At 39.6% G+C, this 13734-nt stretch carries 13 protein-coding genes; all 13 read left to right on the forward strand.

The genetic code is table 11. The features are described 5' to 3' along the window. The first annotated feature begins 14 nt into the window (after nt 1-14). The gene (locus MKZ09_RS17220) at nt 15-1181 is read left to right on the forward strand and encodes a glycoside hydrolase family 88 protein (RefSeq protein WP_076133320.1); all 1167 of its coding nucleotides are present in this window, start codon (nt 15-17) and stop codon (nt 1179-1181) included. Beyond that, complete coding sequence (locus MKZ09_RS17225) at nt 1175-2977, forward strand: alpha-L-fucosidase (RefSeq protein WP_076133317.1); 1803 nt, start codon at nt 1175-1177, stop codon at nt 2975-2977. Before MKZ09_RS17220 ends, MKZ09_RS17225 begins: the two co-directional genes overlap by 7 nt. Before the next feature lie 239 nt (nt 2978-3216). Beyond that, nucleotides 3217-3960, forward strand: coding sequence for a metal ABC transporter ATP-binding protein (locus tag MKZ09_RS17230; protein ID WP_305953768.1), 744 nt, complete (start codon nt 3217-3219; stop codon nt 3958-3960). Then, entirely contained in the window at nt 3953-4795 is an 843-nt protein-coding gene (locus MKZ09_RS17235) for a metal ABC transporter permease (RefSeq protein ID WP_036677866.1), read from the forward strand. Before MKZ09_RS17230 ends, MKZ09_RS17235 begins: the two co-directional genes overlap by 8 nt. Beyond that, entirely contained in the window at nt 4792-5712 is a 921-nt protein-coding gene (locus tag MKZ09_RS17240; RefSeq protein WP_076203884.1) for a metal ABC transporter substrate-binding protein, read from the forward strand. Before MKZ09_RS17235 ends, MKZ09_RS17240 begins: the two co-directional genes overlap by 4 nt. 212 nt (nt 5713-5924) lie before the next feature. Next, nucleotides 5925-6815, forward strand: coding sequence for a hypothetical protein (locus MKZ09_RS17245; RefSeq protein ID WP_076203881.1), 891 nt, complete (start codon nt 5925-5927; stop codon nt 6813-6815). Nucleotides 6816-7037: 222 nt separating this feature from the next. After that, nucleotides 7038-8960, forward strand: coding sequence for a BglG family transcription antiterminator (locus MKZ09_RS17250; RefSeq protein WP_256719185.1), 1923 nt, complete (start codon nt 7038-7040; stop codon nt 8958-8960). Between the two features lie 126 nt (nt 8961-9086). Beyond that, on the forward strand, nt 9087-9404 hold the full coding sequence (locus MKZ09_RS17255; protein WP_076203874.1) for a PTS sugar transporter subunit IIB: 318 nt from the start codon (nt 9087-9089) through the stop codon (nt 9402-9404). Nucleotides 9405-9445: 41 nt separating this feature from the next. Continuing rightward, the gene (locus MKZ09_RS17260) at nt 9446-9769 is read left to right on the forward strand and encodes a PTS lactose/cellobiose transporter subunit IIA (protein WP_076105685.1); all 324 of its coding nucleotides are present in this window, start codon (nt 9446-9448) and stop codon (nt 9767-9769) included. Nucleotides 9770-9820: 51 nt separating this feature from the next. After that, nucleotides 9821-11134, forward strand: a complete 1314-nt coding sequence (gene celB, locus MKZ09_RS17265) for a PTS cellobiose transporter subunit IIC (RefSeq protein WP_076133308.1) — start codon at nt 9821-9823, stop codon at nt 11132-11134. Between the two features lie 41 nt (nt 11135-11175). After that, the gene (locus MKZ09_RS17270) at nt 11176-12681 is read left to right on the forward strand and encodes a glycoside hydrolase family 1 protein (protein WP_076203870.1); all 1506 of its coding nucleotides are present in this window, start codon (nt 11176-11178) and stop codon (nt 12679-12681) included. Nucleotides 12682-12897: 216 nt separating this feature from the next. Continuing rightward, nucleotides 12898-13218: an ArsR/SmtB family transcription factor gene (locus tag MKZ09_RS17275; RefSeq protein ID WP_038571021.1), complete on the forward strand. Its 321-nt coding sequence runs from the start codon at nt 12898-12900 to the stop codon at nt 13216-13218. A gap of 2 nt (nt 13219-13220) precedes the next feature. After that, entirely contained in the window at nt 13221-13637 is a 417-nt protein-coding gene (locus MKZ09_RS17280; RefSeq protein WP_076133304.1) for an SRPBCC family protein, read from the forward strand. Nucleotides 13638-13734 lie beyond the last annotated feature (97 nt).

Here is a 13734-nt window from a genome sequence, read left to right on the forward strand (position 1 = left end):
CAGGAGGAACTAAAATGGGAGAAGTACTGCCAACTCAACAAACTCGCGAACTGCTGATTTCGGAGTCTACTCTGGAATGGGCGGATAGCGCATGGCAACAAATTGTAAATAAAGTGGAAAAGACTAGTAAGCGAATTGGTGTTAGTTTTCCGCATGCTTCCGTGAGCGGAGTATACGATAACATGCGTCCATCGTGGTGGACAGCAGGGTTCTGGCCGGGTATTTTGTGGCAGATTGCCGCAGAAGGTAATCATCCGGCACTGCAAGAAATCGCCGAGCAAATTGAAGAGGAATTGGATGAACCTCTTTATGCCCTTACCGTACATCATGATGCTGGTTTTATATGGACACTCTCAGCTTTGGCCAATTACCGAGTGACTGGTAATGAACGCTCCAAGCAGCGCGGGTTGATGGCTGCCGCTCAACTGGCCAGCCGCTTTAACCTGAAAGGGTCATTTATCAGAGCCTGGCATGACACGGAGAAGATAAACCGGGCGGGATGGTCCATCATTGATACTGTAATGAATCTGCCCTTATTATACTGGGCATCGGAAGTTACAGAGGATCCGCGATTCCGGCATATCGCCGCTGCGCATGCGGAAACGGTAGTGGAGCATTTTTTACGTCCGGATGGATCAAGTTATCATATTCTGCAGTTCAACCCGGAATCAGGAGAAAAAATCGGAGCTATGGCCGGTCAGGGTTACGCGGAAGAATCCGCTTGGGCACGGGGCAGCGCATGGATGATTTACGGCCTTGCTTTGTCTTACCACTATACCGGAGAGAACAAGTTTCTATCGGGAGCTAAAAGAGCTGCGCACTTCTTCTTGGCTAATCTTCCGGAGGATCATGTACCTCACTGGGACTTCAGGTCACCTGATGCAGGCGAAAATCCGCGTGATACCTCTGCTGGTGCATGTGCGGCATGTGGCTTGATCGAGCTGGCAAAGATCGTACCACAGGCGGAAGCCTCTTTTTACCTGCGAGCCGCAGAACAAATCGTTCGCTCACTTTATGAGAATTATGGGACTTGGGACATTCCGGAAGAGGAGGGCTTGATTCTTTCTGGAACATCCAATCTTCCAGGGGGTGTGCACATCGATACGCCACTGATCTATGGCGATTATTTCTTCGTCGAGGCTGTATCTAAACTCCGCGGAGCCGTTCTTCAGTTATGGTAAGGGACGAAAAAACAACAGAAAACCTTCTCGATGATCCATATAGTATACAGTCGGTCGATACTCCGATAGATAACGAGCAGGCTCGGCGTATGGAATGGTGGCAGGAAGCCAGGCTAGGCTTGTTTATTCACTGGGGCCCTTATGCCCTGCCTGCGGGTGAATGGAAGGGAAAAGAAATACAAGCTTCTTATAGTGAGCATATTATGCTACGCGCGAAGATCCCAGTTGCTGAATATGAGGAAATGGCCGCGGCGTTCAATCCATCAGCTTTTGATGCAATGAAGTGGGTGCGGACTGCCAAGCGTGCTGGTCTAAAATATATCATCTTTACAGCTAAACATCACGACGGCTTCGCGATGTATGACTCGAGTGTATCCGAATATTCGATCGTTAAGCACACCTCATTGGGCCGTGATCCCCTTCGGGAACTAATGGAGGCATGTCGTGCGGAAGAAATGGTATTCGGAATTTACTACTCCCATGCGATGGATTGGCATGATCCAGACTCTCAAGGGAATACCTGGGATTATCCACTGAATATCGGCGCTTATGATGACGTTCAAACGTGGATAAATGATACCGATAAAAGCACCCGCTTTGAACGATATTTGCACTGCAAATCAATCCCTCAAGTCCGTGAACTGCTGACGGACTACGGAAAAGTTGGTTTAATGTGGTTTGATTGCGGAGGTAAACTGACCCGTGAGCAAGGAGAAGCGTTTTTGGCGGCGGTTCATGCACTTCAGCCAGATTGTTTGATCAATAGCAGAGTATGGAAAGCACCACTTGGAGATTATTCAAATACATCTGATAATCAACTTACGACTCGTAACCTTGGTAAGTACTGGGAGAATATTATTACGTTAAATGACTCATGGGGGTATAAGAGGTCCGATCACCACTGGAAATCCCCTGTAACTATCATCCGCCAGATCATCGATGTGGTTAGCAAAAATGGGAATCTGGTTATCAATATCGGTCCAACAGCAACAGGGGAATGGGATCCGGTATCCGAATCGATTTTGCTTGAAGTAGGAGATTGGTTAAATACCAATGGGGATAGCATTTACGGTGCTGGAGAATCGCCCACAGCCAAACCGTCTTGGGGCAGATGCACTCTGAAAGGAAATACATTATATCTACATGTTTTCGATCTTAAGAAGGGAAATAAGCTAATCGTCCCCGGTCTGAAGACCGCTGTTCAAAAGGTATTTGCTTTAGATGGAGGGGAGGAGCTGATTTTCACAAAGCTATCTGAGCAGGATCTGGAAGTCGAACTCCCCAGTTTACCGAACTTTGCCGAAAATTCTAATAACATGCCGCTGGTCATTGCAATTGTCTGTGCAGAACCTGTAGAAGGTAATCCAGTCCGATTATTGGACTTTGGAGAAGATACCTTACTAGAATTAGGGGTATTTGAAAGTGAGATCTTTGGTCCAACCCTTCGTTACGATACAGGAAAAAAAGACCATGATAATCTGTTGGACTGGAAGGATAGAGAGGATACCGCAGTTTGGCATGTCCGGACATTAGTTCCGGTAAGATTTCAGGTTAGTATCGAATATCGCAGCGAAGAAGGAGAGAATGGCGGTGGAGGAGTCTACCTCATCAAGGCTGCGGATCAAATTTTGCAAGCGAAAGTTATTTCTACCGACGGGGTTAGCAATTTTCAAAGCTTTCAAGTAGGTGAGCTGTATTTCCCCACGGCAGGAGAATATATGATTGGATTGCAGGCAGAGCATATTTCTGGGGGATATCTGATGCAGCCTAGATGCTTAAAACTACTGCAACTATGAGATTTTTATATTGAAATAATGAAAAAGAACTCAAATCACTTGGGTTCTTTTTTTTTGTTGATTGAAGGAATGTTGTTGACATATTGCCCTCGGGTAAATATATTGTATATAAGAATAAAAGTTTACCTAGGGAAACAAATTGGACCAAAGGAATCATTGTTTCTATTAGGAAATAAATTAACCAGGTGAACAGAACAGTGCTACATATGAACTTAACAGAGATAAGGAGTTTTTTTATGATTGAAATCAGAAACCTAAACGTAGATTATTTCGGTAATTCTGCACTAGAAAATGTAAATATTGATATTCCCTTTGGGTATTCAATCGGAATTATCGGACCAAATGGTGCCGGGAAATCTACATTTATTAAGTCATTGTTAGAGGTGATAAAGAAGAGAACAGGATCAGTTATGGTGGAGGGAAAAGATATTTCAGAGTACAAACGGAAGATCGCATATGTGCCGCAAAAGAATGACATTGATCTTTCTTTTCCAATCACGGTAAGGGATACAGTACTGACTGGAACTTACCCAAATTTGCGAATCTTCCAGCGTCCCGGAAAAACAGAGCGGCAAAGAGTCGAGGAATGTATGGCGATGGTGGATATAAGTGATCTTGCGAATAAACAAATTAGCAATCTGTCCGGGGGACAACTCCAAAGAGTTTTTATCGCCAGGGCGCTTGCACAACAAGCAAATGTATTTTTTTTAGATGAACCTTTTGTAGGCATAGATTTAGTCAGTGAGAAAATCATTGTAAAGCTGTTAAAACAACTTCGCGAAGAAGGAAAAACCATACTCATCGTTCATCACGATTTGCATGAGGTCGAAGAATATTTTGACAAAGTCATCATTCTCAATAAGAAATTAATTGCTTTTGGTGATGTTAAAGACACCTTTACGCCAGAGAATATCCTCAGCGCCTATGGTGCCTCCTTAGGTAATCTGGTGATCAAAGGGATGGGGGCGACAGATCATGATTGATTATTTCTCAGGGGTATTAAATATTCCGATATATGCACTTAACGCGGGATTATCTGCTATCATTCTTGGAATTGTATCAGGGGTTTTAGGAAGCTTTATTGTACTTAGAAAGATGTCATTAATGGGAGATGCGTTATCACATGCGGTGTTACCCGGGGTGGCTTTATCTTATATCTTAGGAATCAACATTCTTCTTGGAGCTTCACTATTTGGACTATTAGCAGCAGTTCTCATTCAATTTATTACAAGTCGCAGCAATATTAAAAGTGACACCTCTATCGGCATTATTCTTAGCTCATTTTTTGCGCTAGGTATCGTCCTAATTACTTTTGCCAAAAGCGGGCTTGACCTAACTCACATTCTGTTTGGTAATATTCTTGCCGTCCCACAGTCGGAGTTAATGCAATCCTTTATTATTATGATTGTTGTGATTGCCATCATTTCATTGCTGTATAAAGAGCTTTTAATGAGTTCATTTGATCCGGTTGTTTCCAAAGCCTATGGGTTAAAAACAGGGTTCTATCATTATTTATTGATGATGCTCCTATCTGTGGTTACCGTATCTTCGTTATCTCAAGTAGGAATTGTGCTTGTGATTGCAATGCTGGTTATTCCGGCTGCTACATCCTATCTCTGGACGAATAAGCTGTTCCACATGATTATCCTGGCTTCTACAATCGGTGCTGTATCCGGAATTATAGGTGTAATTGTAAGCTTTAAATTCAATTTACCTACAAGTGCCACGATTGTTCTGGTCGGCGTAAGCATGTTCGGAATTTCATTTATAATCTCACCCAAAAATAATTTTTTCAGGAAAGGGTTGAAACAAGGATGAAGACCATAAAAATACTCTCTTTGACAATGTTTATCGTACTTCTTACTGCATGTTCAAAGGTTAGTGAAGGAGAAGCAGACCATGATAAGCTGCAGATTGTTGCAACATACTCCATTATCGCTGATATGACCGAAAACATTGTAGGGGAGAAAGCTGAAGTTTACAGTATGGTACCCATCGGAACAGATCCGCATATGTACGATCCATTACCCAAGGATACAAGTAAGGTTTCTAGTGCAGATTTAGTATTTTATAACGGTTTGAACCTAGAAACAGGTAAGGGGTGGTTTCAAGATCTTCTTGATGTGACTAATAAAAAAGATGTTGCTTTTCCAGTCTCAGATGAAGTATCTCCAATGTATCTAACAGAAAAAGGCAAAGAAACTCAGGTAGACCCTCATGCCTGGCTGGATATACAGAATTCAATAAAATATGTAGATATCATCACAAAACGTGTAATCGAAAAAGATCCCGACAACAAAGAATTTTATCTTAATAATCAATCGGAATATGTTAAGAAACTGAATGAATTAGATCAATATGCAAAAGAAGCAGTCGAAAAAATTCCACAAGAGAAACGTATCCTTGTTACCAGCGAAGGAGCATTCAAATATTTTTCTAAAGCTTACGGATTTAAATCAGCTTTTATCTGGGAGATCAATACGGATAGTCAAGGGACGCCAGAACAAATGAAAAACATAATTAACATCATTGATGAAAATCAAGTGCCTGCATTATTTCTGGAAACTAGCGTAAATCCAAAAACAATGGAAACTATCGCAAATGAAACGGGAGTACCGATACATTCTAAGATTTTCACCGATTCTTTAGCTAAGAAAGGCGAAGAAGGCGACACATACATTAAGATGATCAAATGGAATATTGATAAAGTTATAGAAGGTTTATCTCAATCCTAAACGCCGGCTCCAAGGTTATATCAACCGACAGATGGTTCAGTTTACAGCTGATTCCTATGTCGGTTTTTTATTGAATAAAATCTACATTCGAGCCTCGAGATATTACGTTTACGCCTTGGGATAACCTGCTACAGGAAATATCTTCTTGTCTACTTTTCAAAAAAATATTGGTAAGGTAGAGGCTAACACTTAATAAGAGGTGAAGAGTTGTCATGATTAAGAAACACTGTTTGTTCTGTGATGAGATTGTTTCCATTGAACCAGAAGGCGATAATGATAGATATATAGGCTGTTCTTGTTCACCAGGCGGGTTTTATAGTCTACGTAGAGACAGCTACGAACCCATTAATTCGCTCCCGCATCAAAAGAAACGCGACATGCTGCATGTAGTATCGGCTTACATACGTGAGCTGACTGATTGTGATGAAAAGATTATTATATCTGCTGAAGATTTAGAGTCCATTGTAAATTCACCCAAAATACCTGTGAGCATTGAAGATAAAGGGAACCGTCTACTGCAATATTTATATAGACATTCTGAGGGCCCGGGGGAAGCGGTTGTCATTCAACCCCTCTCAAGCAGCTATAACTTGACGTATTCTCCCAATCTGCAAGAGCTGGTATACATCATAGACAAGTTGATAAGTGATCAGCTTTTGATCAGGGAAGGCATGACCTTTAAGCTTACTGAAACCGGCTGGAATGAAGCTGCGGAAAGCGCTGGAGGGAAGAAACTAAAACCTTGCCTCGTGCTCGTGTCGGATGAAGAGAATTTGTCTACAACATGGCTGGAGAAGTTATTGCCCAAAATAGAGCAGTGTGGTTTCCTGCCGCGATTATTAACACATACGAAAACTCAGAACGGTGAAAAATACGAGTTGGATCAAATCGCAGAAAGCAAACTGATTATCGCAGATTTAACGGGGCAATCCCCAGAGGTGTATTTTTCGGCGGGATATGCACTTGGTTTAAACATACCCGTATTATGGACCGTAAACAGTATTGAGGCGGATAAACTTTTTGTACAGCTTAAGGATATTCGTCCTATTGTGTGGGATTCAGCGGAAGAACTAGCAATTATACTGCAGCAGAAGTTGAGTTAACCCGCATATTTCTTGCCCATAACTCGTCAAACGAAGCTGAAATTCAAACAGGTGTCTTCTTAAATGAGGACGCCTGTTTCGTTTGGTACTGTAAGAACACTATCAAATTTTCTTAGGAAGTGATATTGTAACCGATATAAAAAAATGAGCAAATGTATGTAAATGTATGCTTCAGTTAATATTAGCTCATATTCATACTCTGGATAAGAAAGAGGGATAGAATTGTTTTCAAAGCGGCAAAAAGAAATACTTTTATACTTAATTAATTCTAATCAACCTGTCACAGCTGCATGGATTTCTAAAGAACTGAATGTTAGTGATCGAACGATCCGTAATGATTTAAAGGAACTACAAAATATATCTTCCGGATTAGGCCTGAAAATAGAATTGATTCGTGGGAAAGGCTTCGCAGCAAAAATTACTGATATAAATCTATTTCATCAGGAATTTGGTGATTTAACAAGTGATAAGATCAGTTATACTACGATTGACTTTTCTGAACAAGACAATAGGATCTTTTATTTGCTGAACCGTTTCTTGTTGAAAAATAACTATATCAAATTAGCGACGATTGAAGATGAGATGTTTGTTTCTAAATCCACAATACAAAATGATTTAAAAGAAGTGCGTAAAATACTAGAAAATTACAACCTGAGTATAGTAAACCGCCCCCATTACGGCTTGTATATAGAGGGGGATGAATTTATGAAACGAATATGTTTGTCCAATTATTTATACAAAAGAGAAGAAGAACTCGATCCAACTCACATGAGCTCTAGTTTATTTGATAAAGATACATACAAAAAAGTAAAAGAAATAATCGTTGATAAAGTAAACAACTACAAAATCGAAATATCTGATATTTCTTTAGATAACCTTGCCGTCCATTTAATTATAGCTTGCAAGAGAATTGAAGAGGGTTTTCTAATTGATAATCCTTCAGTACATCTAAAAGAAGATTATCCTTTTGAAAAAATAGTGAGCCAAGAAATTGTTAAAGAAATAGAAGACTTTACCGGACTAGAGTTTCCTGATTCGGAGATCAACTATGTTATTATCCATTTGGTGGGTACGAAGTTGCTTCCAAAAGAAAGTTTGTCAGAGTACAGTAAGCTGGATGAAGTGGGAACCATTGTAAGATGTATACTGAATAGATTAAAAAACGAATCTAATTGGGATTTTAATGGTGACGTTGAATTTATTCAAGCTCTGACCCTTCATATCAGGCCTGCGATGAACAGAATCAGGTATAAAATGAATATTCGAAATCCTTTGTTAAAAGAAATTAAAATAAATTTTCCGGCGGCTTTTGAAGGAGCTCTTATAGCCAGCAAGTGTATTAACAACTTTTTAGATTTAGAAGTTGGGGAACATGAGGTGGCTTTTATTGCTTTACACATTGGTGCTGCTTTAGAAAGAATGAAAAGTAAAAATAAAAAGGTCAAAAAAGTTATTCTTGTATGTGCCTCAGGTGTCGGAAGTGCAAAATTACTCTATTACCGTTTAATCAATCTATTCGAAAACAAGATTCATGTTGTAAATACAATTAGCTATTATAAATTAGCAGAAACCGATCTATCCTCTATTGATTTAGTCATCAGTACAATCCCTATCAAGGAAAATATAGGAATACCTGTTCATGTAGTAAAAACCTTTCTAGACGATACGGATCTGGATCAGATCAGGAATCTCTTATCTTCTTCAGAACAGCCGGGAGAAGCTCATATTTATCTTGATCCGTTCCGGATATTTGTGAAAAAAGAATTAACAACAAAGGAAAGTGTTATTCATTTTTTAAGTAGTGAGCTGATTAAGCAAGGTCTTGTTCCCGACCATTATGAATCTTTAGTATTAGAAAGGGAGGTACTGGCTCCAACAAGCTTTGGTAATCTGGTGGCCATTCCTCATCCAACTACTCCCGTAACGAAAGAAACCTTTTGGACGTTATGTACGTTAAAGCGGCCTATTCGTTGGAATGATAAGCAGATGGTGCAGTTAATATGTCTGTTAAATATAAAAGAAGGAAATAGTGGCGATCTAGATAGCATGTATAAGAAACTTGGTTCGCTTATTGATGATAAAGAGATCGTTGAGCAAATTCTTGTTAAAGATTCTGCGGAAGAAATCTTAGAGTTACTGAAATGAATCTGCGTTTTTACACTGCAAACGTTTCCTATTGTTTTTGGAAAAAGGTTCGCTTAAAAAGAAAGCTGTTTAGCGATAAACTGAGGTTGTTAGTAAATACAACAGTATTTAAGGGGGAGAACAATAATGAATACAATTATGTTAGCGTGTAATGCAGGGATGAGTACAAGTTTATTAGTAACTAAAATGCAAAAGACCGCTGAGGAAAAAGGAATACAAGCTAATATTTTCGCGAAACCAGTTACTGAAATTGAACTTACTTTACAAGAAAAAAACGTAGACGTCATCCTATTAGGTCCTCAAGTGAAATTTATGAAAAAACAATTAGAAGCTAAACTGGTCGGTAAAAATATTCCGATTGAAGCGATTGATATGCTGCATTACGGTATGATGAACGGCGATAAAGTACTAGAACAAGCATTAAAGATAATTGAGAGCAAATAAGCAATTAAGCAAATAGAGAGAAACGAAGGGAGCGGTAAGTAATGGTAGATGAAGTGAAAGAGGAATACTATACTGTAGCATTTAACATCATAAGCAACGTTGGCGCAGCTAAAAGCTCAGTAATGGAGGCGCTTTATGCAGCAAAAGAGGGAGACTTTAAAGGAGCGGAAGAGAAGTTAGAAGAATCAAAGCAATTTTTTAGAGAAGGCCATAAAATGCATAAATCATTAATCAAAAGAGAAGCAAATGGAGAACAACTTCAATTCTCACTGATTCTTGTTCATGCTGAAGATCAACTAATGAGTGTAGAAACCATTTCTCTGCTTGTTACAGAAATGATTGAACTATATAAGCGTGCGAAATAAATAAATTAACGCTGCAAAATACCCCTTTCAAGAAAGGAAAGTGTAGCACATATGAAAATAACGGACTTCTTAGAAGAAAAGGTAATGCCTGTTGCGGGGAAAATAGCTGCACAAAGGCACTTATCTGCACTCCGTGATGCGATGGTCTTGACTATCCCATTTATAATTATTGGTTCAGTATTCTTAATACTAGCTTATCTGCCCATTCCAGCCTATTTAGATTATTTAACTGCTCATCCAGGTATCAAAACTGCCTTGTTGTATCCCTACGGTGGCACATTTAACCTAATTGCTTTAATTGCTACTATTGGCGTGGCATACCGATTAGCAGAGAGTTATAAAGTCGATCCGCTATCGTCTGGGATAGTAGCCTTATGTTCGTTCTTTATTATCACACCTAATTCAACCTTTACGGTAGATAATGTGACTACCACAGCGGTGAATGTTGTTTATTTCACTAGCCAAGGATTGTTCGTAGGATTGATCATTGCCGTTTTGACAACAGAAATATTCCGCAAGATTGTCCAAAAGGATATTGTTATCAAAATGCCGGACGGAGTTCCGCCAACAGTTGCGAGATCTTTTACAGCACTAATTCCGGGGTTTGTAGCAGTCATGAGCGTTGTCGCGATTCGTTTGCTCGTTGAGAACTTCACCTCTTTTGAGAGCGTTCACAAAATTGTGGCACAACTTCTCCAAGAACCTTTAACTGCTGTTGGGACAAGCTTAGTAGGAACTATTATTGTTTTCTTACTTGCCAATTTATTGTGGGCTGTAGGTCTGCACGGTTCTTCTATTATCGGCAGCACCATTATGTTGCCCGTCTGGCTTCAGCTGTCAGCAGCCAATGCCTCTGCACTCTCTGCAGGCATGCCTCTTGAGAATATCGCTACTGCAGAATTCAAATTCTTTATCTGGATAGGTGGCGCAGGTACCACGCTAAGTCTAGTTGTTTTAATGTTCCTGTTCTCCAAAAGTAAGCAGATGAAGCAAATAGGACGAATAGGTATTGGACCAAGCTTATTCAACATTAATGAACCCGTTCTATTCGGACTACCGATTGTATTGAATCCGATTATGTTAGTTCCGTTTCTCATCACTCCAATCGTTACTGTTCTGCTCGCATATCTATCCATGTCTTTAGGAATCGTGGCCAAACCAATCGGAGCATTGCCACCTCCAACAACGCCGATATTTATTTCAGGATATTTAGTAACTCAAAGTATCTCGGGAATTGTCTTGCAGCTGGTTAATTTCGTGGTAGCGATTCTTATCTACTTCCCGTTCTTCAAAGTTTTAGATAACCAGAAATATAAAGAAGAACAGGATAACCGTAGTAATGAAACTGAAAGCGTTTTAGCTTAGTAGCAAAATATTAGATTGAGTAAAAAGAAGGAGGTAACAGCATGGGATTTCCACAGGGATTTTTGTGGGGTGGTGCAACTGCAGCTAATCAATATGAAGGTGGTTACAATGAAGGAGGTCGAGGATTAGCCGTTTCTGATCTGATGACTGATGGCACAAAAGATTCTCCGCGCAAAATATTTTATCAATTTCCCGATGGCCGCGAAGGAGTAATTGGACAAGGTGCCTGCATACCAATCGGAGCTAAAGGCATTTTAAAAGAAGGATATTATTACCCAAGTCATAATGCGACGGATTTCTACCATCATTACAAGGAAGATATTGCTTTATTTGCGGAGATGGGATTTAAAGTTTATCGATTATCCATTTCTTGGACGAGAATTTTTCCAAATGGTGATGATGAAATAGCTAATGAAAAGGGACTGGAGTTTTATGACAATGTTATAGATGAATTGCTGAAATACGGCATTGAACCTCTGGTAACATTATTGCATTTTGATATGCCTCTTAATCTGGCTGATAAGTATGGGGGCTGGACCAACCGTAAGCTAATTGATTTCTATTTAAGATTCGCCGAAACTATATTTGTGCGTTGGAAAAACAAAGTGAAATATTGGGTCACTATTAATGAAGTGAATGTGCTTGGAGGCTATTGGACTTTGGGGTTAGCTTCAAATAATATCAAGGAAGGAACCCATTCTAATCAAGGCGAAACTCCCCTCGCTGATGCAGGTGACAAATTACAATCTATCCATCATCTTATGGTTGCTTCGGCTTTAGCTAATAAACTGGCACGAACGATTAATCCTAACTTTAAGATGGGAGCTATGTTGGCATTATCAGGGATCTATCCAGCAACATGTCATCCAGATGATGTATTTGGGGCCTATGAATTCAGAAGAAAAGCGTTAATTTTCTCAGATGTAATTTTACGAGGCTATTATCCAAATTATGCCCAAGCCATTTTTGATGAATATAATTTCGAGTTAAAAACAGAGTTTGGTGATGAAGAGATCCTAAGGCAGTATACTTCCGATTTTCTAGCGTTTTCTTATTACCGTACAACTGTATTTGATCGTTTTTCACCTAACACAACAACAACTGGTGGACAACAAGGTTCGCCTAACCCGTATCTTAAAGCAACACCGTGGGGTTGGCCAATCGATGCAAAAGGTCTGCGTTTTGTATTAAATGAGCTATATGATCGCTATCAAAAACCTCTGTTTATTGTTGAAAATGGAATGGGCAACATAGATAAGGTTGAAGAAGATGGTAGTATCAATGATGATGAACGTATCGACTACTTAAAAAATCATATCAAAGAAATAAAAAACGCTATCGAAATTGATCATGTGGATCTGATAGGTTACACACCTTGGGGCTGCATAGACATTGTTTCTGCTGGAACGGGTGAAATGAAAAAGCGTTATGGCTTTATTCACGTCGATCTGGATGATAAAGGAAACGGGTCGTTTAAACGTTCGAAGAAAAAATCATTTTATTGGTACAAAAATGTTATCGCTACTAATGGAGAACAATTAGATTAAATATTAAATCGTAAAACGAAAGGATTCATCTGGAGGCATTATCAAAAGCAGTCCTAAGCTGGACTTGCTCTTGGTAATGCTTTTTTTTCTGGATTGTTGACATGTGACCATTTGGTGTCTTATAATCAATTAGACACCAAATGGTGTCCTATTAGGTAATAAAGATGGATACTAGGTGACATTACAGGAAATATTACGGAAAAGGTGGGGGTGGTTGTGAGCGACAATAGTCAAGTGAGGGATGTTTATGACGCTGTTGCGGATCCAACAAGACGAAAGCTTCTTCAAATTCTGGCTGATGTTGATGAATTACCTCTGTATGAGATAACGATTCATTTTGAAATGGGTCGTACAGCCGTTTCGAAGCATTTAAATATACTTAAAGATGCTGGTCTCGTAATTGCTCGAAAGGTTGGCAGAGAGACGAGGTATCGGTTGAATGCCAATCCTTTGAAAGAAATTCAAGATTGGGTATCTTTTTATGAAGGATTCTGGAAGCAAAGAATTGATAAATTAAAACTTATATTGGAGGAATAACTATGAAACCAGATGTATCATTAGATTTTCAATTTACAAGTTCGATCGAGAAGGTATGGAATGCTTTAACGGATTCGGATACGCTTGCGAAATGGATTTGGAGTAATGATTTTAAACCCGTCGTTGGTCATAAATTTCAATTCCGTGCTGAGCCAAATGAATGGTGGGATGGAATTGTAGATAGCGAAGTACTCATCGTGGATGAGCCTCATACGTTATCTTATACTTGGAATAGTGTGGGAGAAAGTACTACTGTTACTTGGACTGTGAGTCAAGATTCAGAGGGGAAGGTTAATCTCCATCTAGATCAATCAGGATTTAGTGAAGAGACGAAAGCCCGCCAAGGAGCCATCGAGGGTGCTAAATATGCTTGGACAAATATGGGTGGTCAGCTCGAAAAGGTATTAGCAGAATTGTAATTCAAGAATAGGGCGCTTTTCTGGAACAGGGAAAGTGCCCTATTTAATGGAATAAATCATGGCAATACTAGATGAAGAGAATGGAGATGAGATGAGC

Origin of the sequence: Paenibacillus sp. FSL R5-0908 (assembly GCF_038006245.1) — a bacterium.
In the GTDB taxonomy this organism is placed as follows: domain Bacteria; phylum Bacillota; class Bacilli; order Paenibacillales; family Paenibacillaceae; genus Paenibacillus_AQ; species Paenibacillus_AQ odorifer.

Coding starts and splice junctions, on each gene's coding strand:
- MKZ09_RS17220 (WP_076133320.1), top strand. CDS start 15: ATGGGAGAAGTACTGCCAACTCAACAAACTCGCGAACTGCTGATTTCG.
- MKZ09_RS17225 (WP_076133317.1), top strand. CDS start 1,175: ATGGTAAGGGACGAAAAAACAACAGAAAACCTTCTCGATGATCCATAT.
- MKZ09_RS17235 (WP_036677866.1), top strand. CDS start 3,953: ATGATTGATTATTTCTCAGGGGTATTAAATATTCCGATATATGCACTT.
- MKZ09_RS17240 (WP_076203884.1), top strand. CDS start 4,792: ATGAAGACCATAAAAATACTCTCTTTGACAATGTTTATCGTACTTCTT.
- MKZ09_RS17245 (WP_076203881.1), top strand. CDS start 5,925: ATGATTAAGAAACACTGTTTGTTCTGTGATGAGATTGTTTCCATTGAA.
- MKZ09_RS17255 (WP_076203874.1), top strand. CDS start 9,087: ATGAATACAATTATGTTAGCGTGTAATGCAGGGATGAGTACAAGTTTA.
- MKZ09_RS17260 (WP_076105685.1), top strand. CDS start 9,446: ATGGTAGATGAAGTGAAAGAGGAATACTATACTGTAGCATTTAACATC.
- celB (WP_076133308.1), top strand. CDS start 9,821: ATGAAAATAACGGACTTCTTAGAAGAAAAGGTAATGCCTGTTGCGGGG.
- MKZ09_RS17270 (WP_076203870.1), top strand. CDS start 11,176: ATGGGATTTCCACAGGGATTTTTGTGGGGTGGTGCAACTGCAGCTAAT.
- MKZ09_RS17280 (WP_076133304.1), top strand. CDS start 13,221: ATGAAACCAGATGTATCATTAGATTTTCAATTTACAAGTTCGATCGAG.